Origin of the sequence: Cellvibrio japonicus Ueda107, from assembly GCF_000019225.1 — a bacterium.
Classification (GTDB): domain Bacteria; phylum Pseudomonadota; class Gammaproteobacteria; order Pseudomonadales; family Cellvibrionaceae; genus Cellvibrio; species Cellvibrio japonicus.
Map to the genome: position 1 here is coordinate 3,180,125 of NC_010995.1, position 24,810 is coordinate 3,204,934.

The 24,810-nt window shown below is 50.9% G+C and carries 15 protein-coding genes and 1 riboswitch; of the genes, 9 read left to right on the top strand and 6 right to left on the bottom strand.

The genetic code is table 11. From position 1 onward, the window contains the following. Positions 1-167: 167 nt before the first annotated feature. The 3 genes from CJA_RS13085 to CJA_RS13095 all read right to left on the bottom strand — a co-directional run bounded on the left by CJA_RS13085 (position 168) and on the right by CJA_RS13095 (position 7,398). Entirely contained in the window at positions 168-3,068 is a 2,901-nt protein-coding gene (locus CJA_RS13085; protein WP_012488303.1) for a TonB-dependent receptor, read from the bottom strand. An 87-nt stretch (positions 3,069-3,155) separates the two neighbouring features. After that, positions 3,156-5,504, bottom strand: coding sequence for a glycoside hydrolase family 95 protein (locus CJA_RS13090; RefSeq protein ID WP_012488304.1), 2,349 nt, complete (start codon positions 5,502-5,504; stop codon positions 3,156-3,158). 406 nt (positions 5,505-5,910) lie between these two features. Continuing rightward, positions 5,911-7,398: a tryptophan halogenase family protein gene (locus tag CJA_RS13095; protein WP_012488307.1), complete on the bottom strand. Its 1,488-nt coding sequence runs from the start codon at positions 7,396-7,398 to the stop codon at positions 5,911-5,913. A 221-nt stretch (positions 7,399-7,619) separates the two neighbouring features. On the opposite strand from CJA_RS13095, the gene CJA_RS13100 reads away from it, so the two are divergent. Further along, positions 7,620-8,555 carry a hypothetical protein gene (locus CJA_RS13100; RefSeq protein WP_238526770.1) on the top strand — a complete coding sequence of 312 codons (936 nt, stop codon included), beginning with the start codon at positions 7,620-7,622 and terminating at the stop codon, positions 8,553-8,555. 66 nt (positions 8,556-8,621) lie between these two features. Then, complete coding sequence (locus CJA_RS13105; RefSeq protein WP_012488309.1) at positions 8,622-9,728, top strand: phospholipase A; 1,107 nt, start codon at positions 8,622-8,624, stop codon at positions 9,726-9,728. 77 nt (positions 9,729-9,805) lie between these two features. Here CJA_RS13105 and CJA_RS13110 read toward each other — a convergent pair whose 3' ends face one another. Together CJA_RS13110 and CJA_RS13115 are read right to left on the bottom strand one after the other, a co-directional pair. Further along, positions 9,806-10,168 carry a PilZ domain-containing protein gene (locus CJA_RS13110; protein WP_012488310.1) on the bottom strand — a complete coding sequence of 121 codons (363 nt, stop codon included), beginning with the start codon at positions 10,166-10,168 and terminating at the stop codon, positions 9,806-9,808. Between the two features lies 1 nt (position 10,169). Beyond that, complete coding sequence (locus CJA_RS13115; protein WP_049765464.1) at positions 10,170-12,596, bottom strand: DUF1631 family protein; 2,427 nt, start codon at positions 12,594-12,596, stop codon at positions 10,170-10,172. 463 nt (positions 12,597-13,059) lie between these two features. After that, a riboswitch (guanidine-I (ykkC/yxkD leader) is annotated at positions 13,060-13,173 on the top strand. A 73-nt stretch (positions 13,174-13,246) separates the two neighbouring features. Between CJA_RS13115 and CJA_RS13120 the strand changes: the two genes are divergently transcribed. The 6 genes from CJA_RS13120 (at position 13,247) to uca (ending at position 21,179) form a co-directional block, all read left to right on the top strand. Then, positions 13,247-14,305 carry a putative urea ABC transporter substrate-binding protein gene (locus CJA_RS13120; RefSeq protein ID WP_012488312.1) on the top strand — a complete coding sequence of 353 codons (1,059 nt, stop codon included), beginning with the start codon at positions 13,247-13,249 and terminating at the stop codon, positions 14,303-14,305. 77 nt (positions 14,306-14,382) lie between these two features. Further along, complete coding sequence (locus CJA_RS13125; protein ID WP_012488313.1) at positions 14,383-15,201, top strand: ABC transporter permease; 819 nt, start codon at positions 14,383-14,385, stop codon at positions 15,199-15,201. A 72-nt stretch (positions 15,202-15,273) separates the two neighbouring features. Further along, the gene (locus CJA_RS13130) at positions 15,274-16,047 is read left to right on the top strand and encodes an ABC transporter ATP-binding protein (protein ID WP_012488314.1); all 774 of its coding nucleotides are present in this window, start codon (positions 15,274-15,276) and stop codon (positions 16,045-16,047) included. Positions 16,048-16,077: 30 nt separating this feature from the next. After that, complete coding sequence (locus tag CJA_RS13135) at positions 16,078-16,815, top strand: urea amidolyase associated protein UAAP1 (RefSeq protein WP_012488315.1); 738 nt, start codon at positions 16,078-16,080, stop codon at positions 16,813-16,815. A 17-nt stretch (positions 16,816-16,832) separates the two neighbouring features. Continuing rightward, positions 16,833-17,474, top strand: coding sequence for an urea amidolyase associated protein UAAP2 (locus CJA_RS13140; protein ID WP_012488316.1), 642 nt, complete (start codon positions 16,833-16,835; stop codon positions 17,472-17,474). Between the two features lie 87 nt (positions 17,475-17,561). Then, complete coding sequence (uca, locus tag CJA_RS13145) at positions 17,562-21,179, top strand: urea carboxylase (RefSeq protein WP_012488317.1); 3,618 nt, start codon at positions 17,562-17,564, stop codon at positions 21,177-21,179. 66 nt (positions 21,180-21,245) lie between these two features. On the opposite strand, the gene CJA_RS13150 is transcribed toward uca, so the two are convergent. Then, the gene (locus CJA_RS13150; protein ID WP_012488318.1) at positions 21,246-23,711 is read right to left on the bottom strand and encodes a DUF1631 domain-containing protein; all 2,466 of its coding nucleotides are present in this window, start codon (positions 23,709-23,711) and stop codon (positions 21,246-21,248) included. Between the two features lie 201 nt (positions 23,712-23,912). On the opposite strand from CJA_RS13150, the gene nadC reads away from it, so the two are divergent. Beyond that, on the top strand, positions 23,913-24,797 hold the full coding sequence (gene nadC, locus CJA_RS13155) for a carboxylating nicotinate-nucleotide diphosphorylase (protein WP_012488319.1): 885 nt from the start codon (positions 23,913-23,915) through the stop codon (positions 24,795-24,797). The last annotated feature ends 13 nt before the right edge of the window (positions 24,798-24,810 follow it).

Consider the following 24,810-nt stretch of genomic DNA (forward strand, 5'->3'; position numbering starts at 1 on the left):
TAGATATGATTTTTTTGCACAGGAATCTTAATCAATTTGAACGTCATTGGGTTTTCTTTTCTGCGTTTTTTACCCATGTTTACACAGGAAAATACGGTTTATTTCAATTGTAAAAAAATAAACCTGTGCCTGAATAAATCAGACACAGGTTTCTACTGTACGCTTATTTAAAAACGAGCGCGCAGGCCTACAGCAAAGCGAGCATCCTGAGCATAGGAGTAGGCAATATTATCACCCGCGCCATTCTGATCCATGATCCCGATGGTTTTCTCCTTGAGCAGATTAGTTGCCTCTGCAGTAATCGTGTAATTATCAAGGAAGGTATAGCTGATGGACGCATCCAGTTGACCATAGTCATCGTTATACACAGGGATTGAGGCTTTGCCTGACCAATCCGGGAAATCTGGATTAAATCCGTTTCCACCCCAAGCAATCAGGTACTTGCTACGCCAAGAATAAGCCAAACGAGCAGAGAAGCCATCCTTTTCATACATACCCACCAAGTTAAAGGCATTTTTGGATAACTGATCAACTGGCAATTGACCATAGGCAGACCCATCTGTGTCTACAGGTGCTGCTCCTGAAGTACCATTCGAATTAGGCAACGAGACATCAGCCTTACTATCTATATAAGTGTAGTTAGCTTGAATACCTAACCCATCAAATGGGGCTGGTAATGTATCAAAGAATTTATTGATGCCGATCTCCAAGCCATTGATATCACCACTGCCAACATTATCCAACCACGTAGCTGTTCCTGAGAAGTCTCCAATCGCATAAGGAGCGGTTTTCTTTTTGAAAAATCCTTCAACTTGTTTATTAAACAAAGCCGCATAAACCATACCGCCAAGATCATCAAAATACCACTCAATGGATAAGTCAAACTGAGTAGCTTCCATTGGCTTAAGATATGGATTGGTATCTTGATTCAAATTGTAGGCTCTGATAATACCTGTTTCCTGATCGATATTAGGATCAACCGTAACGAATGCCTGCATATCTGAAAATGATGGTGCCCAGATAGCTTTAGATGCGGCAAAACGAATATATACATCATCCGTTGCTCGCATACGCAGGTTAAAACTAGGCAACACATGAGTGTCACTGACCTTGGCTTCTAGCGGCTGTGTTATACGTGGCACTACAACCACATCACCAACTTTCCCTTCATTGACAACCAAAGTACCTGAAGCAGTATTATCAGTCTGCACAACTCGCACACCTAAATTACCATCAATAGGCAGTGCCAAATCATCAAAACCATAGTTGGCCATCATGTACATAGCCATCGATTTTTCAGACTGAAGATTTCTGTAATCTGGATTACTAAGACGATTCCACTCTATATATACCTGTGAATCACATGCCCATGAAAATGGCTCGTCAGGACAAGTGCTGTTAATTGCATCTGTAGTAGCTCTGAAGTTTTTAACGGCCGCAGCAGAATACAAATAACCCGCTGCTGGAACAGTCACGTCACCGCGCTGGAAGTCACTAAACTTGTACAATGCCAAATATTCTTCTGCCTGTCCCTCAGTAACCTTAGGCAAAGTATTTTTATCGTATCCATTAAACCATGTGGCATAACGAGTATTCCAATCATAGCCAGTGTTAATATTATCGGCTTCTTTCTCGGAATATCTCACCCCAGCTTTTATTGATTTAACTACAGCTCCTTCGAAATCATATTCCGCATCAAAACGAGCTGTTTTCGCTTCGGCATTGTTTCTTTCAAAGTGAGTCATTTGCTGACCCAGACTATAATTTGAGTAATCCGCCATGTATTGAGGATCAATCAAAATGGTCGGTGTTTCTGAGCCCATACCATCCATGTACGCCTCTGCGGGAATTACCTTTAACCCCAGAGTGTAATCATCAACTTTTGCCTCCGCTTTTACGTATTGAAAATCTGCTGAGAATTTCCAATGATCGTCTGGAGACCATTTAACACCAGTAGAGTAATCTGTAGTTTTGGAGACATTATTTGCCCAGCGGGTGCTGGTACCAAAATCCAATCCCCAATCTGCCGGATTTGCTACAGTCACGGTACCAGATCTCATAGCACCATTGTCACTGTAAACCCAATCATTATCTGCAGTTGGTACTAATGCCTGGTCACCATTACCACCTTCTAAAAAGAAAGCATTTTCATCGTATGTAGTATCGTGCTTACTCCGGAAAGCCGTAAAGTAAACTTCTGCTTGGTCATTAGGTGCCCATTGCAAAGCGAGGTATGCACCTTCGCGTGTGCTCTGATAGTCGTTGCGACGCCAATCTACCCCTTTGGAGACCCATACATCGTCCCCATCAATTGTTCTCGGCAAATAAGGACGAGTGTAAACCTGATCTGAACGGCTCGCCAAATCGGAGGTAGATGCGTTAATCAGAACACCAAATTCACCAACCGCTGTCTCCCAGCGATTGCTATACAATCCCGAGTACTCACCATTGGTTTCTTTTAATTGATCGCCATAGTTAGCTTTGGCAGAAACACTGATCAATTGTTCATCCGAGTCAAAAGGCATGCGTGTACGCAGATTGACCGTACCACCCAACCCACCTTCAATCATGTCTGCTGATGGGCTTTTATAGGTATCAACCGCATACATCAACTCGGCGGGAACATCTTCAAAACTTAAACCACGACCGCTGGCCGCAGAGAATACATCGCGACCATTCAACTCGGCACGAACCTGGGTCAAACCGCGAATAGCCACACCACTACCTTCAGCAGCAGGATGCTCTGCATCGTTATTGGTATAGCGACCAACAGATACACCAGGCACACGTTGCAACGCTTCTGTAACGCTGCGATCGGGCAATTTACCGATGTCTTCTGCAACCAGCGAATCGACGATAGTTGACGCATTTCGCTTGATATCCTGTGCAGACTGAATACTTGCACGCTGTCCAGTAACGATAACCTCTTCTACCTGATCAGCATTTTTTGAGTCCTGCGCCACTGCTGGCATCGAAGCAGCCCCAACCATCAAGGATAACCCTGATGCCATACCGATATAAACGGGTAGTTTTTTTCTCAAAAATTGTTTCTTATTGTTAGTTGTCATGATTTTCTCCAGTTTAAGTTATTAGAACACCCCTAAAACAATCTTCCGCTGCACACTTATTGGTATCAGCATCTGCACAGCCCAGGTTTACTTCTGCATACTCAAGAGATACTCGCCGCCTTCCTTGACATTGATAACTACTTCCCCTTGCCGACAGCGAACCGGCCTGGTTTTCGCCAGCCCTTTTTGCGCAATCCTGAATTGACAGACGTCGACCAATGCCGAACTGCGCATACGTATCCGGCCAGTATGATTTGACCGTAAATACAATGTGGTTAACGATTTGTTAGTCCATTGCATATCGAGTGTTATTCCACCTCTTGCGCGCAAACCGCGAACATTACCTGTTGCCCAGGCGTCGGGTAGCGCAGGTAAAAACTCAATAACACCGTTGTGACTTTGTACCAGCATTTCTGCAACGCCGGCGGTTGCACCGAAATTACCGTCAATTTGGAACGGAGGGTGATTGTCCCAAAGGTTTGGCAAAGTGCTGCGTTGTAATTGTTCACCCAGGACTTTATGGGCACGATTACCATCCAGCAGGCGCGCCCAGAAATTAACTTTCCACGCCTGTGACCACCCGGTACCACCATCACCGCGGGCATTCAGTGTTGTGCGTGCTGCCTGCAGCAGTTCCGGCGTTTTACGGGGATCTATATAGCGCCCGGGATGAAGCGCAAATAAATGAGAAATATGGCGGTGATCATTTTTGGGATCGTCAATATCTTCTTTCCATTCCTGTAATTGTCCCCAGGAGCCGATACGAATGCCTCGATCCATATTTTTTAAAGTCTGGTCTACAAGGCGCTTGAATTTCTTATCCCCCACCAGTGCTGCTGCCTCAGAGGTATTACGCAACAGATCAAAGACTATCTGCTGCGACATTGCGGCACCGGTCGTAAATGGCCCATGTTCCGGCGAAAAGCTGGGGGTTACGACCCATAAGCCATCACGTGGATCTTTCACCAGGAAATCCAGCCAGAACTCTGCTGCGCCTTTCATTAAGGGATAAGCCCTGTTGCGCAAAAAAGCCTGATCGCCAGAGAATAGAAAATGCTCATAATAATGTTGTGCCAACCAGGCACCGGCCTCGGGTTGCCAGAATGCCGTTGGCCAATCAATCACACCGGTAAAGCCCCAGATATTGGTATTTAAAAATAACGCCCATCCTTTGCTGACATCGGCAATACGCTGTGCGGAGATGTTCCCCGGTTCCACCAAACTATCGACAAAATCAAAATAAGGCTGCATCAATTCCGGCAAATTGGCGGTTTCTGCCAGCCAATAATTCATTTGCAGGTTGATATTGACATGGTAATCCGCATTCCATGGCGGCGTAATGGAGTTATTCCATACGCCCTGTAAATTTGCCGGCAGTGAACCAGGGCGAGAAGACGCGATAAGAAGGTAACGACCGAATTGAAAATAGATTGCTTCCAGGCTGCGATCCAATGCCGCATTACCGGTTTTGTATTGAGCCAATAATGCTGGTGTTGCCAGTGAGTGCACTCCCTGGCCTATATCCAGGGCCACTCGCTTATAGAGAGACTGATAGTCCTGCGTATGGCGTGCCAACAGCTGTGCATAGTTTTTTTGCAATGCAGCAGCCAGCGTATTGCTAATCTTTTGCTGTGCATAGGATGCATCCGCCTGGCGATAGTGCGGATAACGCTGTGCATAATTGGTAGCGGCCGCGAACACAATAGTCACAGCATCTGCCCTTTTCACCTGAAGCGACTGCTGCCCGCTGTTATCGAGGTTGCCCCCTTCAGCAACAACAGCAATGCGCGCGGCAAATCCCAGTTTGTTATCTTGCAGTTCACCCACTATATCCAGCTGATTACCCTCTATACGGGTGGTCACCTGGCGATTATCGGGGGTACGCAAACCAACACGCAGGTGTATTTGCCCTGGCTTATCGGCACTTAAACGCACCACAATCACTCCATCGGGATAACTGGCAAAGTACTCCCGCGTGTAAGTCACACCCTCTTGCTGATAACCCAGGATGACCCGCCCCTCATCAAGGGAGAGGCGTCTGTTGTATTTGATGACACCGCTGTCATTTTCGGGAAAGGAAAGAATAAGATCCCCGAACGTTTGATAATCCCCATACCCCAGGATTTTTCGCCCCATCAGTTCAGCCGCTTTCTCCGGTGAAATAGATCCATCCTTGCGGATACTATCGCGCACCTTTGCCAAGGCACTTGCCTGGGATTCAGCGGGAATACCAAAATCGTAACCACGCACAGACCCGGGGCCACCGGTCCACAGGGTTTTTTCGTTGAATTGGATAATGTCCTGTTCAACTCCACCACTGATTACAGCACCCATAGCACCATTACCAATAGGCAGCCCTTCCCGCTCCCAATCCGTTGCGGGGCGGTCGAATGCTATCGCCAGGGGAACTGATTCCCGGGACACCTCTGCGCTCATGGCCAAACCTCCCCCAGACAGGAAAGTCAGCAATAAGCAGCAACGGCAAATCAGGTGTTGGGTATTAACAGAAAGTGTCATGGTTATAATATGGTATATATGACTATTAGATTTATCTTATGCCATTATTTTTATCGGTGCAAGCGTTATTACCTATGCAACAACAATCATTTTGGCGCCTGCTACAAAAGGAAACAGCCCTCTACAAACAAGCATTCGATATAAGATCACCGCAACAGCACGTCACTGCCCGCTCAACGTAAGGCCTTCACCTCATTTCCGCTGCCATAAACACAATCCCGGCACCTTTTTCCGTTGTCCAGCTAACCAGAAACAGACAAGGAACCGGGAAAATACTCAATGGGTTAAACGCTTGGAATAAATCAGGAAATGGCAGACATAACGGTTACTCAACCGTTCGAAGAAATTCAGCATGGGACATTGCATGCTGGCAGCCCTTGTGGATGGCGCTTTTCATTTTAGCCATGATACTGCGGGCCTTATCCACATCCAGCTGAGGCTCAACACTACCAAGGGGCTCTCTGCCAAATCCATAAAACATGCTAATCCAGCTCTCTTCTTTAAAAGATTCCTGCTCTATGAGTTTTATATCGCCGGATGACGCAAAAATCGCTATTTTTTCTTCGAGTGTTGCAGGGATTGGCATATCCCTGACGTACTGCCAGAACGGCCCATCACAACCATTCAATTTGTAGTGCAGAATAATAAAATCCCGGATTCGCTCATATTCAAGCCGGTTCAAGCGGTTTGCTTCTGCAACATGCTTCTCATTGATTTCAAAATTAACCAGGAAAGCGGCCAGCTTTGCGATACCGGTTTGAATCAATGAAATACTGGTTGACTCCAACGGCTCTAAAAAACCACTGGAAAGCCCGATAGAAACACAGTTTTTGTACCAGAAAGAATCCCGCATACCCGTTTTGAACCTGATAAGCCGTGGATCTGTCACCGGCTCGCCGGCCAAGTGGCCGAGCAACTCCTGTCGCGCCTGGTCATGGGCGATAAACTGGCTGGAATACACATAACCATTACCAACACGATGCTGTAATGGAATGTGCCACTGCCAACCGGCAGTTCTGGCCGAGGATCGGGTAAATGGATCAGGATCAACAACGCGGGTGGTCTGGATCGCAACAGCACTGTCACATGGCAACCAATGGCTCCAATCTTCGTAGCCAACACCCAGTGTTTTCCCAATTAATAAGGCCGGAATTCCAGTGCAATCAATAAACAGATCGCCACTTATCACCATACCGGATTCCATGTGTAGGGAACTGATATACCCCGTTGTTGCATCCAGCTGCACACGTTCCACCTTGCCTTCTATACGGCTGACGCCTCTTTTCTCAGCGTATTCGCGCAAAAATTTTGCAAATAGAGACGCATCAAAATGATAGGCATAGTTGTACCAGGCTAATTTACTGTCCTGGTCAAACGAGGGTAAGGCAAACTTCCCTGCCCTGGCCAATTGGGTGCACAGGCAGAATGCCTCCAGCCCTTCTTCATAATCCTGTTTCTTTTGGGACCACCAGGTTTTGTGGAAAGGGCGATCCTCCAGCGGAACACCATAGCCCGCAAAGGGGTGAAAGAATGACTTACCTGCCCCAGCCCACTCCACAAATTCAATGCCCAGTTTAAATGTCGCATTGGTAGCACGAAGAAACTCACTTTCCCTGATATTCAAGCCCTTAAGAAATTGATGGATACCCGGTACGGTCGCTTCACCAACACCGATAGTACCTATTTGATCGGACTCAATAAGGGATACGCGAATACCGGTCTTATCCAACCAGTGCGCCAAATAGGCTGCAGACATCCACCCCGCCGTACCTCCGCCAACAACCACAATGCTAGAAACCGGTGCAGACACCATGACAGCCTCCTGATTCATTTATTATTTTCGGAATTATTAACATCAAATAGTCAGATAGATAATATCACACACCTTTGCAAGGTTGCGCCTAGTCCCCAGGATGGCATGGGTGTTGCTCCTACTGTTTTATCGCAATACCAACTACCTGCTCGCCCTACTCCGGCGTCACCACAGGGCAAACAACCATGGGAACAAGCACCACAAGATTGCATACAGCCGCTATGAACGCACCATCAAGCAGCAAATCCCGCCAGGAATATGCACATTTCTGCGACCTTTTTTACCAGCGGCTGGATGCATTGACCCTGATTAAACAATTGATCCATATGGTCAAGACAGTGCAGCGCCATCGCGGCATGAGCATGGGGATGCTGGGCGGAAACCTGAGTTTCCGCGACGACCTTGCCAAGCTGCAAACCCAACAGGAGCGCCGCCTGCGCCTGCTGCAGGCCTTTGCTGCCAGGGCGGGCAACCTGTTAAGCGAAAAAGACCAGGAAAACCTTAACAGTGCATGGGCAACGATCTGCCACGATTGGCAACAGGACAGTGTGATTGATAACTACGAGCTCCATTGCCACCTGATCGAACAGCTGTTGAGCATGGTGGCAACATTAGGCAAGCAATTAGAGCAACCCACCTCTATCACACTCACGGAGCTGAATAATCCCAACGTCACCCACAATGACGACCCACCGTTTCCCAACCGATACAAGCATCTTGAAGTATTGCACTTTTCCACACGCTTGATGCCTGCTGTTGCCGAGCAATTGGGGCGAATTCGCGCCCTGGCGACCTACGCAGCGGCAGTGGGTGTATGTGATAAGGACTACGCGGGCAAACTGCGCTATGTCATTCAATGTACACGCGTCAATAACGAAAAATTGCGCCATCAAACCAAGCGCCTGGAAGGCCTGCTGGATGCAGAGCTGGGTTTGCTGGGGCAATTAAAAAGCTATGAGATAAAACTGGAATTCCTGCTCAGTATGATTGAATCCGACGTGCTTGCCGCCCATTCCATCCACGCTGACAGCAATCGCTTCTACAACCTGGCGACTGATATTATCGATGTGTATTTGCAGGTCGTTGAGGACGGTGTCGAGCTTCTGGCCCAATGGCATGAGCAGGACATTGATCACTGGGTTGAGGCCTATCAATAATTGGGTTTGCCAGTTGCGGCCGGGATGGTAACAATAGGCGTTTCGACGGACCATTGAGCGCTCCCCATGCCCAGATCACTGCCCGCAACCTTTTACTCCGGATACCTGACGCACCTGATTGCACTCGTTTCCCTCTTTGTATCCTGCAACCTGCAAGCAAACGAACCCGCCACACCAACCCCCGTGCTTGAGTTAACCCAAGAGGAAATGAGCCAATGCCTCTCCTCAACGGTAACCGGAGCCGACGAAACCATGACCATCGCCCAGCTCAAAGAAGCCTGCGTCAAGTTGAAGGAGCTCTCAGCCAGTTCATCGGGCGATACCGATGGCTCGCCAGCTGCCCAACCGGACGAAAAACCCCAGGGGTTGCTCGATAACCGTTTTGCCATGGAAGCGCTTAGCCGCGCCAATCGCTTTTTGCTGACACCTCACAAACGCAACTATTTTTTACCGGCCAGCTATCATCGTCGCCCTAATGATGCGCCCTATCTCAATACGGATACATCACTCTCGGAATTAAACCATACCGAAGCGGAGATGCAGCTCAGTATCAAGATCCTGATCCGCGAAAACATTTTTGATGATAATGGCCATCTTTACCTGGGCTATACCAACCACGCGTTCTGGCAAGTCTATAGCGACCACGACTCAGCCCCCTTCCGCGAGACCAATCACGAACCGGAATTTATCCTGAGCTTTCAAAACGATTGGAAAATTTTGGGATTTCGCAACGCATTGAATGAGATAGCGATTAACCACCAATCCAACGGGCAGGGGAAATTGCTATCGCGCTCCTGGAATCGGTTGATGCTGCGCTCTGTGTTTGAGCGGGGTAATCTTGTGTTTTCGCTTACGCCCTGGTACCGCCTTCCGGAAAGTAAGCAGCGCTATCCCGGTGACCCGGACGGGGATGACAATCCGGATATCCTCGATTACATGGGTCACTTTGAATTCAACAGCGCCTACAAACACAAGGATAATATTTTCAGCCTGATGCTGCGCAATAACTTTTCCACTAACAACACGACCATGGAGTTGGGCTGGAGCTTTCCATTAAGCACCAACCTGCGCGGCTATGTGCGCTACTTTGAAGGCTATGGCCACAGCCTGATTGATTACAACTACCGCCAACAGGTATTTGGGCTGGGTATTATTTTTACCGACCTGTTTTAAGTAAACAGACATAAAGAAGAGAAAAACAGAAACAGTAATTTGTACAAAGGCGGGGGAGGTATTAACCAATAAAGCACTTAAAATATATCGCCCATCATTTCCACCAACTGGCGAATCGTATCTGTACTCTGGGGTGAAGCATCAATAATGGCACAACCCATCCAGAATTTTCCGGCCAGATCGGCTTCACGTGTCCACAGGCAGTCCACCCCCAGGTGTATCACGCTTTGGCCATTTACTGGCTCAGGTACATGCAGGTCAAGGGTATACAGCTTATCTTCCTCCAATGAAATATCGCCCATGATCATCAACCCCTGGGTATGGATATTCACCAGGCGTCCGATATAAACATCGCGCAAGCTATCGTAGACATCCACATCGCCATTGATGGTGTGGCGCTCTAATTCACGGTCGTGCTCGAATGAACAAGGGTGTGTCATTTTATGCCTTCCCTACCTTGAGCGTATCGGCACGCTCGTTCAAGGTGTGATAAATATTTTCCAGGGCACGTTCAAAGAAAGGTTTGGTACTGCCGACAATAATCTTCGCCTTACCCGCCAGCATATCTCGCGCCAACTGCAAGCCACCGGCCAGGGAAACTTTGCGCCCCTGTTGATCCACCAGCATATAATGCTGGGTCTTTTTGTTGTACCAGGCAACCTTGAGGCGCTTGCCACCTTCGAATTCAAACCAGGTACCAAACTCCACCATTTTCAGGCTATCGACGATTTTGATTTCATCGGCCGAAGCTTGCTGTGATCCACTTAGCATATGGCCTGCTTTTTCTGCCGCCATGGCTTCCAGTTTAGTACGCATAGGAGCCGGTGCAGGCTCGGCTTTACGGCTCAGCAGCGCCATGCGCTGCAATGATGAAACCGCATCCAGTAATTTGCGCCCCTTAGCCTGCTCATAGCCAATCGTTTCAAAGCCGCGCTCTAACGCACGCAATACCTGATCCTGGACCTCCAGTTGGCGCGCTTTATCGTCTTGCCGGGTTTTAGGTTCCAGTGTCCATAACAGATCATCGACAATGTGCAGTGAGCGCTTCCAGCTTTCTGACTTTTCGCCGTAACGCAATAAAATAAACGACAGGAAATCAGACCAGGGTTGCAACAGCAGCAATAACACCGCCGAGGGCATATCGCGGCCATCGGTACGCTTGCGCACTTCGGTATTCACCTGGATTTTTGCTTCACGCAGCCTTTCTTCACCCTGAGCCTTTTCCAGGGCGCGACGCTCCATCAAATCCTGGCGACGCGCTACATTGTGCGTATAGGCATTAAACTCGATCAACAACTCAGCAAAAATCCGGGTATCGTTTTTAAATTCCTGCAACAAACGGAAAACCGTTGTTTTGATCTTGGTAAAAATATCGTATTGATCGCTGCCATCATTACTCACCCAGCGCACACCCGCCTCTGCCAGGCTATTCAGTAATACCCGCGCCGGATGTTCAGGCTGCTCGAAAAAATCCTTATCGATAAATGCAATTTTCAGGAAGGGTGTATGCAAATAGCTAAGCAGCGCCTTGACCGAATCGGGCAAATGTTCATCCGACAACATGTATTCAAACAACATGCCCACCAGGTCGATGGTTTGCATATCGCCCGCATCCACTGCGCCATTTTCATTTTCGCTGGCGATTTGCTCCATCATCTGCCGACTCACATCAGACACGGCTTGAACCGGCAGGGCATCGGTATTGGCAGAATGAATACTGGCCAACGCCAATTGCGTTGTATTTACCGCATGAACCTGCAAATTATCCAGCACACTGACCAATTGTGTTGGACTGTAAACCTGCAAACTGGCCTGGTTGGCAGCAGGCACAGCGGCAATCGGCGCGGCAGTCACAGTATCCACCGCTGAAGCGGTTGCCTGGGCATACCGGGCAGCGCCCAAGGCAGGCATATGCTGGATCACATGGGTTTGCAGCAGGCGTATGGCATTGAGCAGGCTGGTTTGGTACTGGACATCGCCCGGGCTCAGTGAGCCGCTCAATAACTTATCGCTGGCACGGCGTTGGAACTGCTGTGCATTTTCCAAACTATCAGCCGAAGGAGGCTGCTCCACCTGGTTTTCTACCGCGTCACTTGTTTCAAAAGGATCGTCTGCCACTGCATCCCCTGCCGTTTTCCCTGCGCTATTCCCGGGGGAATCTGCATTGGGTGCAAAACGCAAATTCGGCAGCAGGTTTTGGCGGATGAGGTAATCATTTAACTCGGCATAGAGCCCATCCAGCAGACCGATGACATCCTGGTCAAATACCTTGTAACCAATAATTTTGGTTTTCACATCAACGTCGAGGTGACTGAGGACCTTGCGCAGGGCCTCACAGAACTGCACCGGGCTGGCAGGATTGGAACGCTCTTCAATCTTGTCCCCATCATTCAGGAGCGCCAATCGCTGTTGCAATGCCCAGAGCTGTTCTGCAAAAAAGTTATCGGCACGATGGGTGATGGAGGTGATCGCAATGGTTTCTTCCAGGTCGGAGTGCTCTACTAACGACAGGATATCGCCGCTAAAACGCTCTTCACCGGTCAGGGTATTGAGGGTTTTGTTTTTAAACTTCACATAACCATTTGCCAGGTGCTGGCAAAATTCTTGTTCCGCCGCCTGCTGCACAGCAGCCAACAGGTTTTGGGTCTCGTACAGGCCGACCTGATCCTTATTGGATTTTGCCTGCTCGGCCAGCTCCATGACCTGTTTACACCACTGTCGCCAAAACGTCGGAAATACCCGGTAGGCAAACCCGCGCGTCAAATCGCGGCACTGCTTGAGGTGTTGGATCACAATCTGTTCGGTCATGGTCACCGCCGAGTACTGGGAAGACTTGGGGTCGACACCGGGTAAACCTGAGTTATGCATACGAGTTCCATGCCTTTCCATTCTGACGTTTCCTTAGCTCTCGCTAGTGTGGATGGGACAGGCGCTGAATTGAGCGACAAGACAATATAACCAGATTGGGTTGCTTGTTCCATCACCTGTTTGAGCTAGTTCACAAACCTATGGCCAATAAAGCATTGCGCAAAGAATAACCAGAGACAAGCCCTTTTCCTACTGGCGCTGTAGGCATCACAACGTCCATACAGCAATAAGCACCAGGCAATTACCGGATACGGTGATGGGCAAAACCATCCATTGCGCACCATTTGTTACCACCAGGCATTCAGCCTCGCACCAAAAGCAGGCAAGCATAAATTACCCAGCCTTCAGACACATCAAATAAAAGCAATAAAAATCAACTAGATACCGAGTTGGCACCTATATTGCCCATCAATCATTGAAATAACCGATTCGCACTCTGGGTGCCTAAGGTATTCGACAATCAGTAATAGAAAGCTAGGGTTCCGATTTTCCGGTGGTTGCGCCGGCTAAAAATGACTGGTCCGAGAGCTTTCGACCTCACAGTGAGGTTACACGGCGGGATAAAAGCCCGGGAGACGAATGGCCCTATAGCCAGAGTGCTCCCTGTTTTACAAGACCGCGGTAATCACAAAAACCACTGGAGGTTGTTCATGTTGCGTCACTCACGCCTGATTAAGCCATTACTCGCCCTTACACTTTCCCTTTCCGCTGCCCTGGTCCAGGCCGAATCCTTCAAGGTCTGCTGGTCTATTTATGTCGGCTGGATGCCCTGGGGCTATGGTGACGAACAAAAGATCGTTGATAAGTGGGCTAAGAAATACGGCATCGAGATCGATGTTGTGCAAATTAACGATTACATCGAATCCATTAACCAATATACCGCAGGCCAATTTGATGGCTGTGTAATGACGAACATGGATGCGCTCACCATTCCCGCCGCCGGTGGTGTAGATACTACGGCGCTGATTGTGGGTGACTTCTCCAATGGTAATGATGGTGTCGTACTCAAGGGCGCCAACAAAACGCTCAAGGACATCAAAGGCCAATCCGTTAACCTGGTCGAGTTGAGCGTGTCCCATTACCTGCTGGCCCGCGCACTGGAATCCGTCGGTTTAAAAGAAGCCGATGTCAAAGTGGTCAACACATCCGACGCTGATATGGTGGCCGTGTATGGCACCAAAGACGTAACCGCCGTCACTACCTGGAATCCGCTGCTCAGCGAAATCCTCAGCCAGCCCAATAGCACCAAGGTCTTCGACTCCTCGCAAATTCCCGGCGAAATCATGGACCTGATGGTCGTCAACAGCGCCACCCTCAAGAAAAACCCGGCACTGGGTAAAGCCCTGGTAGGCGCCTGGTACGAAATCATGGGCATCATGAGCGGTAGCGACAAAGCCGCAACAACCGCCAAAACAGCTATGGCTGTCGCCTCCGGTACCGACCTGGCCGGTTACGAGGCGCAACTGGCCAGTACCAAGATGTTTTACAAACCCACTGATGCGCTGGCGCTGGTTAATAGCGATGAATTATTGAAAACCATGCAAAAAGTCGCGGAGTTCTCTTTTGATCACGGCCTGCTGGGCGATGGTGCGCCCGATGCGGAATACATCGGCGTCCAGGGCCCCAAGGGTGTGTACGGCAATACCAACAATATCAAATTGCGCTTCGACACCACCTATATGCAGTTAGCCGCTGACAACAAACTCTAACACTGGAATAACGCGGCTTCCCACTCGTGGAGTATCCACGGGGAGCCGCGCAAAAAAACTTCGACCACGGCATTCACATGAAACGATTGATCAACCTGACACCGAGTAAACCCGTCAAGCTGTTACTGGGGATACTGCCCTTTGCTATGATTCTGGTGATCTATCTCATCGCCTCGGATGCCCGCTTGGCCGAAAATCCCAATGACAAATTACTGCCCAGCTTCAGCCAAATGGGTGATGCCATCAAAACCCTGGCCTTTGAACCCAGCAAACGCACAGGTGAATACCTGTTCTGGCAAGACACCCTGAGCAGCCTGGAGCGATTGGGCCTGGGTATTTTAATCGCCGCCGCCCTGGGTTTTAGTATCGGCATATTGACCGGTGCCATTCCCACACTGCATGCGCCTTTTGCGCCGCTGCTGACCATTATCTCGCTTGTGCCCCCCATGGCCCTGCTGCCGATTTTATTTATTGTGTTTGGCTTGGGAGAGGTCTCCAAAGTTGCCCTGATTGTTATCGGCGTTGCACCGTTTATTGCGCGCGATATTCAACGCTGCACTCAAGAAATTCCATTGGAGCAATTGGTAAAAGCACAAACCCTGGGTGCTTCAAGTTGGCAAATACTGCTGCGTGTACTTATCCCGCAACTCCTGCCGCGCTTAATCAATGCCGTGCGCCTCTCGCTCGGTGCCGGCTGGTTATTCCTGATTGCGGCCGAAGCCATTGCCTCCACCGATGGCCTGGGCTATCGCATTTTCCTGGTACGCCGTTACCTGTCGATGGATGTCATCCTGCCTTACGTTGCCTGGATCACCCTGCTCGCCTTTGTCATCGACTGGCTGTTGGCCAAGCTCAGCCAGCGCTGTTTTCCCTGGCATTACCAGCATGGCAAATAGCGTTGTGAGCCTTAAACCATGAGTGTTATCCCTTTCGACAAAAAACTCCTCGACGCCAAAAGAGCTAAAGCCATGCCCATGATCCAGGCCAAGAATCTGTGGAAAACCTACGGCAACACCGTTGTACTGGAGCGAATGAACCTGAGCGTCAACGCCGGGGAATTTATCACCATGGTCGGCACCTCCGGCTGCGGTAAAAGCACCTTTCTCAAAATGCTGCTGGGGATGGAATCGCCCAGTTCAGGTCAACTGCTGCTCGATGGGCAAGCCATTCCCAACGAGCCCGACCAGGCGCGCGGCATCGTGTTCCAGCAATACTCCGTCTTCCCGCATTTAACCGTGTTGCAGAACGTCATTATTGCGCGTGAATTTGAGCACTCCCCCTTACTGGGCACGTTATTCGGCACTAAAAAGCGGGCGGTTATTGATGAAGCCAAAAGCCTGCTGGCCTCCGTCGGATTAAGCCATGCACTGGATCGCTATCCCCACGAATTATCGGGTGGTATGAAACAGCGCCTGGCCATTGCCCAAGCCCTGATTCGCCAGCCGCGCATCCTGTTACTGGATGAACCCTTTGGTGCACTCGACCCGGGTATTCGCGCCGACATGCACCAACTCATCCTCAAACTATGGCAAGAACACAAGCTCACCGTGTTTATGGTGACGCACGACCTCAGCGAGGGCTTTTACCTGGGAACACGCTTGTGGGTATTCGACAAACTGCGCCACGACCCGCAAGCACCCGGTGCCTACGGTGCCAATATCACCTACGACTTACCCGTCGGCAAACGCGCCGCGCAGATCCCCGATGACATCCAGGCCCGCGTACAAGCAGCGACGGAATAACGGTTAGCGCAAGACACAGGAAACCTGTTTATGAGCAAATTGATATACACCACCACCCTGCCCGGCAATGGCCACTGGTCACTCGAACTGCGCCGCGGCAGCCTGATGACCATCACCGACATCGAGGGCGGCGCCAATGTCGGTATGTTGTTTTACAACCCGCGCAACCTGCTGGAACGCTACAACGCCCCCGACACACTCAAGTGCCAGCACACGTTCAAACTGGAGCGCGGCAACTGCCTTTACTCGGATATGGGACGAATCTTCGCGTCCATTGTGGAAGACCATTCTGCAAACGGTGCCGGCAACTGGCACGACACCGTGTGCGGCACCAGCAATGCCCGGAGTGTTGCCTTACGCTGGGGCCAGCGCGATTATCAAACCGATCGCAACCAATGGCTGCAAAACGGTTACGACGCCTTTTTGGTGGAGCTGGCCAAATACGGATTAAGCCGCGCCGATATGGCATCCAACATTAATTGGTTCAGCAAAGTCGTGGCCGATGATGCCGGCAATATCCACCTGGACACCGGCAACGCCTGTGCCGGCAACAGCGTCAGCCTGCGCTTTGAAATGGACACGCTGGTTGTACTCCACACCTGCCCTCACCCCTTAAACAACGCGGAAAACTATCCCTTCAAACCGGTGCAGATTGAATTGGGTGAAGCGGATCCGGTAACAGCAGACGATTACTGCAAAAACTTCCGCCCGGAAAACCAGCGCGGGTTCCAGAACAACGAACTTTATTATCTCGCAGCAAAAAACTGATTTGAGGCACCAACAACATGACACTCAAAGAAAGCACACGCAATCCAGAACAAGCCATCGCCCGCCACCAGGTCAAAGCCGGCGACTATTTCCTCGGTGAAATCAAACAGGGCCAAACCTTCCGCCTTGTCGACCTCGAAGGCAACCAGGCCGCCGACGTCCTGTTTTACAATGCCAAAGATCCCAGCGAGCGCTACAGCGCCATGGACACCATCCGCCACCAGGGCAATCTCTACCTGGGCGCGGGAACCACACTCATCTCCAACGCCAACAACGAACTGCTCGACATTGTCGCCGACACCTGTGGCCGCCACGACACCCTGGGCGGTGCCTGCGCCACCGAAAGCAACACCGTGCGTTACAGCCTGGAAAAGCGCTGCATGCATGCCTGCCGCGACAGCTGGATGCTCGCCATTGCCGAACACCCGGAATTCGGTATCCACAAACGCGATATCACCCACAACATCAACTTTTTTATGAATGTACCGGTAACTGCACAAGGAGGCCTCACCTTCGCAGATGGCATATCGGCACCGGGTAAATACGTCGAGCTGACGGCCAAGATGGACATCGTCATGTTGATCTCCAACTGCCCGCAGCTAAACAACCCCTGCAACGGTTACAACCCCACCCCCATTGATGTGATTGTGTGGAACTGAGTTAAAAACGCTTGCCGACCAGTTAAAACACCTCAGTGGACGACCACTGTTGTACTTCACCCACGGGACGGCCCGTCGGAGCATTCCATGTTCGCCAAAGTACTCGTTGCCAACCGCGGCGCCATCGCCACGCGTATCATTCGCACCCTGAAAAAACTCAACATCCATGCGATCGCCATTTACGCCGAATCGGATGCAGATTCACTGCATGTCCGCCTCGCCGACGAAGCCTGGTCCCTGGGAGAAGGCGCAGCGGCACACACCTACCTGGATCGGCAAAAAATTATCGCCATTGCCCGGCAAACCGGTGCACAGGCAATACACCCCGGATACGGTTTCCTCAGTGAAAATGCCAGCTTTGTTGCGGAATGCGAAGCCGCCGACATTGTGTTTATCGGCCCCACCGCCGAACAAATGATTACCTTTGGCTTAAAACACAAAGCGCGGGAATTGGCGCAGGCAGCCGGCGTTCCCCTCTGCCCCGGCACCGACCTGTTACCCAGCCTGGAAGACGCCACCCAAGCCGCAAATTGCATCGGCTACCCGGTGATGCTCAAAAGTACCGCCGGCGGCGGCGGTATCGGCATGCAGCTGTGCCATAGCGACAGCGAGCTGATCGCCGCCTTTGACAGTGTGAAGCGATTGGGCAAAAACAACTTTGCCGACGATGGGGTATTTCTCGAAAAATTTATCGCCGCTGCCCGCCATATCGAAGTGCAGGTGTTTGGCGATGGCCAGGGTACAGCCGTGGCCATCGGTGAGCGCGACTGCTCCAGCCAGCGCCGCAACCAGAAAGTGGTCGAGGAATGCCCGGCGCCCAACCTTCCCGAGGCACAGCGACAGGCTATGCAACAGGTCGCCGAGCAACTCTTGGCCTCCGTCTGTTATCGCAATGCAGGCACGGTTGAATTTATTTATGACTCGCTCGACAACCGTTTTTATTTTCTCGAAGTCAACACCCGCTTACAGGTCGAGCATGGCGTCACCGAGGAAGTCTACAGTGTTGATCTGGTTGAGTGGATGCTGAAGCAGGCCGCCGGTGAACTGGGCAACCTGCGCGCGTTGCGCGCCCCCTTATCCCCCCGAGGTCACGCTATCCAGGTACGGGTCTATGCAGAAGACCCGGTACTGAATTTCCAACCCTGCGCCGGTTTGCTCAGCAAGGTGGAATTCCCGGCAACCAGCGACCAGGTTCGTATCGATCACTGGATTGAAAGCGGTATTGAAGTGCCGGCGTATTTTGATCCGATGCTGGCCAAGATTATTGTCAAGGGCGACAACCGCACCCAAGCCCTGGCGCGCCTTGACAACACGTTGGCACACACACATATCTATGGCATAGAAACCAATCTGGGCTACCTGCGTCGCCTGCTGCAGGATGACACCCTGGTCCAGGGCAAGATGACAACACGCTACCTCAATCACTTTATCTACCAGGCACCGCGTATCGATGTATTGCAGGGCGGAACCCAAACCACCATCCAGGACTACCCCGGTCGCCAGGGTTATTGGCATGTCGGTGTTCCCACTTCCGGCCCTTTCGACAGCTACTCATTTCGCCTGGGTAATCGCCTGCTCAATAATCCGCAAACCGCGGCCGGTTTGGAAATTACCCTGCAAGGCCCCCTGCTCAAATTTGGCGGCGCTACCCATATCGTCATCACCGGCGCCGCCATAGAGGCAAAGCTGGATGGCAAGCCGTTATCGCTCAACCAGGTACACGCTATCAACGCGGGCCAGCAATTGCATTTGGGGCGGATCACTACCGGTGCGCGCGCCTATTTGTGTGTGGCAGGTGGCATCCAGTGCCCGGATTACCTGGGTGCAAAATCCACCTTCACCCTGGGACAATTCGGCGGCCATAACGGTCGCGCCCTGCGTGCCGGCGATGTGTTAGCACTCAGCCACGACACCGCATTATTAGCAGCCGATACGGGCAACCTAGCAACTGACACCACCTTACCAGACGATTTATTACCAACGATTGGCAACCACTGGGAACTACGGGTTATCTACGGCCCCCATGGTGCGCCGGATTTTTTTACCGACCGGGACATCAACACCTTTTTCGCAACAGATTGGGAAGTGCATTACAACTCCAGTCGCACCGGCGTGCGCCTGATCGGCCCCAAACCCGAATGGGCGCGCAGCTCCGGCGGTGAAGCCGGCATGCACCCCTCCAATATCCACGACAACGCCTATGCGTTTGGCACCGTGGATTTTACCGGCGATATGCCGGTAATCCTCGGCCCGGACGGCCCTTCACTGGGCGGCTTTGTTTGCCCGGCGACGGTCATCACCGCCGACTTGTGGAAGCTGGGACAAGTGCGGGCGGGCGATAAAATCCGCTTTGTTCCCATCGCGATTGAAGATGCCGTTGCACTGGAAAAAGCACAATGCCACACACTGCACTCGTTGACGGCAAGGCCCCATGACTATCAACCTGTCGTGCCCGACACACCGATTGTGCAAACCCTGCCGGCAGAGGAATTTGGTGAGGATATTGTCTACCGTGTCGCGGGCGATCATTTTTTATTGGTCGAATATGGCCCACTGGAACTGGATATTCAATTGCGCTTCCGCGCCCATGCGCTCATGCAATGGCTGGAAAAAAATTCCCTGCCCGGCTTGCGTGAACTCACCCCCGGCATACGCTCACTGCAAATCCACTACGACAGCCAGCAACTAGCGCTACCACTCTTGCTGGCTCACTTAAAACAGGCAGAGCAGGCACTGATAACACAACTGGCAGAGCTGCGCGTCCCTTCGCGCATTGTCCATTTGCCCCTGAGCTGGGATGACGAGGCCTGTCAGATTGCCATTCAAAAATATATGCAGTCTGTGCGCGCCAATGCCCCCTGGTGCCCCAGCAACCTGGAGTTTATTCGTCGCATCAATGGGCTGGACAGTATCGAAGCGGTCAAAGACATCGTCTTCAACGCCTCTTATCTGGTCATGGGGTTGGGCGATGTTTACCTGGGCGCACCGGTTGCCACACCGGTAGATCCCCGCCACCGTTTGGTCACCACCAAATACAACCCGGCACGCACCTGGACAGCGGAAAACTCAGTCGGCATTGGCGGTTCTTACCTGTGTATTTACGGCATGGAAGGCCCCGGTGGCTACCAGTTTGTCGGTCGCACCCTGCAAATGTGGAACCGCTATCGCAAAACGCGCGAATTCCAACAGCCCTGGCTGCTCAACTTCTTCGACCAGATACGTTTCTACCCGGTCAGTGCCGAAGAGTTACAGCGCATCCGCCGCGACTTTCCCCAGGGCCGTTACAACATCACGATTGAGGACAGCAGCTTCAGCCTGAGCGAATACCAGCACTTTATCGATCAACAGGCCGACTCAATTAACAATTTCAAACACCAGCGCGAACAAGCCTTCGACCAGGAGCTTGCACGTTGGCATGCCAACGGCCAATTCAACTACGAACAGGCAGAAATCGTCGAAGACAGCGAGGAAACGGAACTGCCCGAAGACGCCATCCGCATCGACAGCTCCGTCTCCGGCAGCGTCTGGCAAACACAGGTCAAGGTAGGACAAGCGGTAAACGCCGGCGACATCCTGCTCATCCTCGAATCCATGAAAATGGAAATCAACATCACGGCTCCCTGTGCAGGCACAGTGACGCATCTGTTGAAAACAGATGGCGCAAGAGTGCAGGCAGGGCAGACGTTGGTGGTGTTGGGAAATTAAATCATTAATAACAAAAACCCGGCCTAAAGCCGGGTTAAGATTCCTGGGAGATACAACAAGAAATCGTCAGTTACTTGAACGCTTGTCGCGCAAGCTGCTAATAACAGACTCCAGGGCACGATCAAACAACATGCCATCATCGAGAATAGTCAGGCGTTTGGTTTGCAGGGCAAGTGCCAGGCTTTCACGGCTTTCTTCCGCGACTTTCATGCCGGCGCGATTAACGAAGATATATTTTCCTACTGAGCGAATCACCGCAGCCAGGCGACAGCGGTATTTTTCACCGCCCTCACCTTGCATTTCAAACCAGGTGCCTTGCGTAATATTGCTGACCAGCGCCAAATGCTGTGCATCAATCTGGGCACTGGTGCTTACCTGGGTAGACTCTGTGGACTGAGCATCCTGTTCCACATCGTTCACGACAATAAATGTCTCTGGTACTGCTGATGCCTGCTCCTCATTAGCAGCGACATCGGCTAAGGGTGCTGGTACCGGTATTGCAGACTCGGGATCTATTGCCGGCGGGATAACAACCGGTTCACTGACAGGTGCTGATACTCCCGCATTAACCTCTTGCTGCACAGATTCCGTTACAGGAGCCAATAGTGGCTCAGCTGCAGAGACTTCCGGTTTTGGTGCAGTAGTAAGTGGCTTGGTATCAGCAATCGCCGGTTTTGCCGCTTCACCGCCACGCAGGCGAGCCAAGTGGATGGTTTCCAGCTGTTTGAATAACTGGGTAGTTTCAAAGGGACTGAAAGAAATGCTTTCCAAACCGGTACGCAGCTTTTGTAACAGATCGGGAACCAGTTTCAGTAAACGCTGGCGATTATCCTTATCCATAGCCGCGGTAACACTCCACACCAGCTGGTGTGCGGTGACACAGCGATCTTTCCATTCCTGGCTGCCAACACCCTGCTTAAGGCAGGTAATAAACATGACGTTTGCCCACGCCTCCCGCAGCATTTTGCTGGCAGCGACCGGGATATCGTGTCCACGACAAATACGGTTAAGTTCGGCATCCACCTGGGCGCGGGCGCGCTCGGATTTTGCTTTGCCATCCTCCGCATCAATAGTGCGCTGTTCCAGGATTTGCGCGCGGCGTTTTTCCTTTTCCAGATAAGAACGGAAGTCAACCAGCAACCGCTCAAAAATGCTCATATCCGTTTCGAAATCACGCAGGATAGTGCTTACGGTCTCCTGCATTTTTTCGTACAGGCCATCCTTACGCTGGCTGTCTTCAGCCGTTTCCTGCCATCCAAGACAAGCCATCGCCATTTCGTTTAACAGGCGACGCGCAGGATGTCCGCCTTTACTAAAAAAGGTTTTATCTGCAATAGCTACTTTCACCATAGGGATCTGTAAGCGGCCAATCAGCGCCTTCATAGGTGCTGCCAGGTTGCGATCGTCGAGGATAAACTCAAACATCATACTGACGAGGTTAATAACGTCGTCATCCACCTGATTAATGGCAGCAGGCTTTTGATCCGCCGAAGATGCCAGCAATTCACTGAGCAAAGAGCGCAGGTTCACCGGAGCTGACACACTGGCAACCGGCATATTCTGATGCTGGGCCAGCGAAAGCGCTTTCAACAGGTCGCGTGAGGATATTTCTTCACCCACCTCGGCAGGTTGTGCATGAGTGCGGGAGGTTGAGCCCAATAAATCCCTCAGGGTATGAAGTACCTGATTGGTTTGATCATCGTAACCAGCTGTACTGCCAGCCGAACCTGTTGGCGCCATACCAGAACCGATACCTGCACCATAATGGTTGGATGGAGCCTGGGGCTGTGATGGTCTTTTAGGGCGTAATTCCTGTTTGAGTGATGGGAGGATATTGGCATCAATCAGCGTTTGGTTGAGCGATTCAAACAATTTACCCAGTTTGCTCATCACCAGGTTATCGAACAACTTGAACAGAACCAGCTTGGCCTTGACATCAATATTGAGCGACTGGGTAGAATCGGTAAATGCATGACAAATGACGTCTGCACCAATAGGATTATTTTTTTGGTAAACCTTGACGGGAACCAGGTGGTCAATACGCAAGGTCAAGTGCTGGATAAGTTCGGCAAATTGCTCATTGGCCTTATTGATCATGCCCTCCGTAGCAACCATCTCCTCCAGCTCATCATTCTTTACCAGGGACAACTCATCCAGGGAGAAAGGCTTTTCTTCTTTTTGCTGTTCATCACGGTAGGCATTGTGATCAAATAACTGGGCAAATTTAACATCAATGCTGCGGAAAAAGCTGGCTTCCATGGTACGACGACGTATACGCACTTCGCGCATGGAGTCGAAATACAGGTTTTGATCGTGGTTGCTGTTGGCTTTATCTGCCAGTTCGAACATGGCGTCATCAACCTTGTCGAACAGCTCACGCAGCATGGTTTGCAACTGCTGGCGAGCCTTGTCGCGCAAGGTGTGCATAGCCGCAGGCATGCGTGTCAGTACTATAGGCGCCTGGGTAGAGGTATTGCGCTCAGGGTTCAGTTGAACAACCTTTTTGGGGTCGGTCTTCATCTGTTCGGACATGGTGGTTTACCATTAGTGAAAACTAGCGTCACTTGAGTATAACCAAGCCGGTTTTCCGCTAAATAACTAAATGTCGATACCGAGAGACATATCACAAATCGCTATAACTCATCGTTTGATTTATAGTATTTTAATTAACATTTAGAATTAGACGCTTACTTAAACGCCAGTCAAGCCTGATCACTTTTTGAGCCCAACACAATGTCTACCTGCTTAAATATCCAGCCGATTACTCCAGCCCTACTGAGTGACATAACCGAAAGCGTCATGCGGGCGTTGAGTGAGGACATAGGTAGCGGAGACATTACGGCGCAGCTAATCCCCGCACAAAACACGGCAAGTGCCCGTGTCATCACGCGTGAAGACTGTGTATTTTGCGGCCGACTTTGGGTCGAGGAAGTATTTCGGCAACTTGATAGCGAGGTCGCAATAGAATGGCATGTAGAAGACGGTGATCAAGTCAAAGCCAATACAGCCCTATTCTCCCTGCGCGGCCCCGCGCGCAGCCTGTTAACCGGCGAAAGAACTGCACTTAACTTTGTACAAACCCTATCGGGTACAGCCACCGTCAGCCGTCATTACGCGCAACAGGTTGCACATACCGGGGTAAAACTCCTGGACACCCGCAAAACCATTCCCGGATTACGCCTGGCACAAAAATATGCTGTCACCTGCGGCGGTTGCTTTAACCACCGCATCGGACTCTACGATGCCTTCCTGATCAAAGAAAACCATATTGCCGCCTGTGGAAGTATTGCCCAGGCAGTTGCTGAAGCCCATCGCATAGCACCAGGCAAACCCGTTGAAGTAGAAGTGGAAAACTTCGCAGAGCTGAATCAAGCGCTGCAGGCAAATGCAGACATTATTATGCTGGATAACTTTTCGGTGGACGATATGAAAAAAGCCGTAGCAATGACCGCAGGCAGGGCAAAACTGGAAGCCTCCGGTAATATCACCAGTGAAACACTGGTGACCATCGCGGAAACGGGGGTGGATTTTATTTCGATTGGTGGGTTAACCAAGCATTGTCGGGCAGTGGATTTGTCGATGCGGGTGACAACCAACACTCAACACAAACCACGCTAACAAATTGAACCAA

What these genes read in the sequence shown, in the direction of transcription:
- CJA_RS13085 (WP_012488303.1), bottom strand. Translation starts at nt 3,068, where the DNA reads ATGACAACTAACAATAAGAAACAATTTTTGAGAAAAAAACTACCCGTT.
- CJA_RS13090 (WP_012488304.1), bottom strand. Translation starts at nt 5,504, where the DNA reads ATGAGCGCAGAGGTGTCCCGGGAATCAGTTCCCCTGGCGATAGCATTC.
- CJA_RS13095 (WP_012488307.1), bottom strand. Translation starts at nt 7,398, where the DNA reads ATGGTGTCTGCACCGGTTTCTAGCATTGTGGTTGTTGGCGGAGGTACG.
- CJA_RS13100 (WP_238526770.1), top strand. Translation starts at nt 7,620, where the DNA reads ATGAACGCACCATCAAGCAGCAAATCCCGCCAGGAATATGCACATTTC.
- CJA_RS13105 (WP_012488309.1), top strand. Translation starts at nt 8,622, where the DNA reads ATGCCCAGATCACTGCCCGCAACCTTTTACTCCGGATACCTGACGCAC.
- CJA_RS13110 (WP_012488310.1), bottom strand. Translation starts at nt 10,168, where the DNA reads ATGACACACCCTTGTTCATTCGAGCACGACCGTGAATTAGAGCGCCAC.
- CJA_RS13115 (WP_049765464.1), bottom strand. Translation starts at nt 12,596, where the DNA reads ATGCATAACTCAGGTTTACCCGGTGTCGACCCCAAGTCTTCCCAGTAC.
- CJA_RS13120 (WP_012488312.1), top strand. Translation starts at nt 13,247, where the DNA reads ATGTTGCGTCACTCACGCCTGATTAAGCCATTACTCGCCCTTACACTT.
- CJA_RS13125 (WP_012488313.1), top strand. Translation starts at nt 14,383, where the DNA reads ATGAAACGATTGATCAACCTGACACCGAGTAAACCCGTCAAGCTGTTA.
- CJA_RS13130 (WP_012488314.1), top strand. Translation starts at nt 15,274, where the DNA reads ATGCCCATGATCCAGGCCAAGAATCTGTGGAAAACCTACGGCAACACC.
- CJA_RS13135 (WP_012488315.1), top strand. Translation starts at nt 16,078, where the DNA reads ATGAGCAAATTGATATACACCACCACCCTGCCCGGCAATGGCCACTGG.
- CJA_RS13140 (WP_012488316.1), top strand. Translation starts at nt 16,833, where the DNA reads ATGACACTCAAAGAAAGCACACGCAATCCAGAACAAGCCATCGCCCGC.
- uca (WP_012488317.1), top strand. Translation starts at nt 17,562, where the DNA reads ATGTTCGCCAAAGTACTCGTTGCCAACCGCGGCGCCATCGCCACGCGT.
- CJA_RS13150 (WP_012488318.1), bottom strand. Translation starts at nt 23,711, where the DNA reads ATGTCCGAACAGATGAAGACCGACCCCAAAAAGGTTGTTCAACTGAAC.
- nadC (WP_012488319.1), top strand. Translation starts at nt 23,913, where the DNA reads ATGTCTACCTGCTTAAATATCCAGCCGATTACTCCAGCCCTACTGAGT.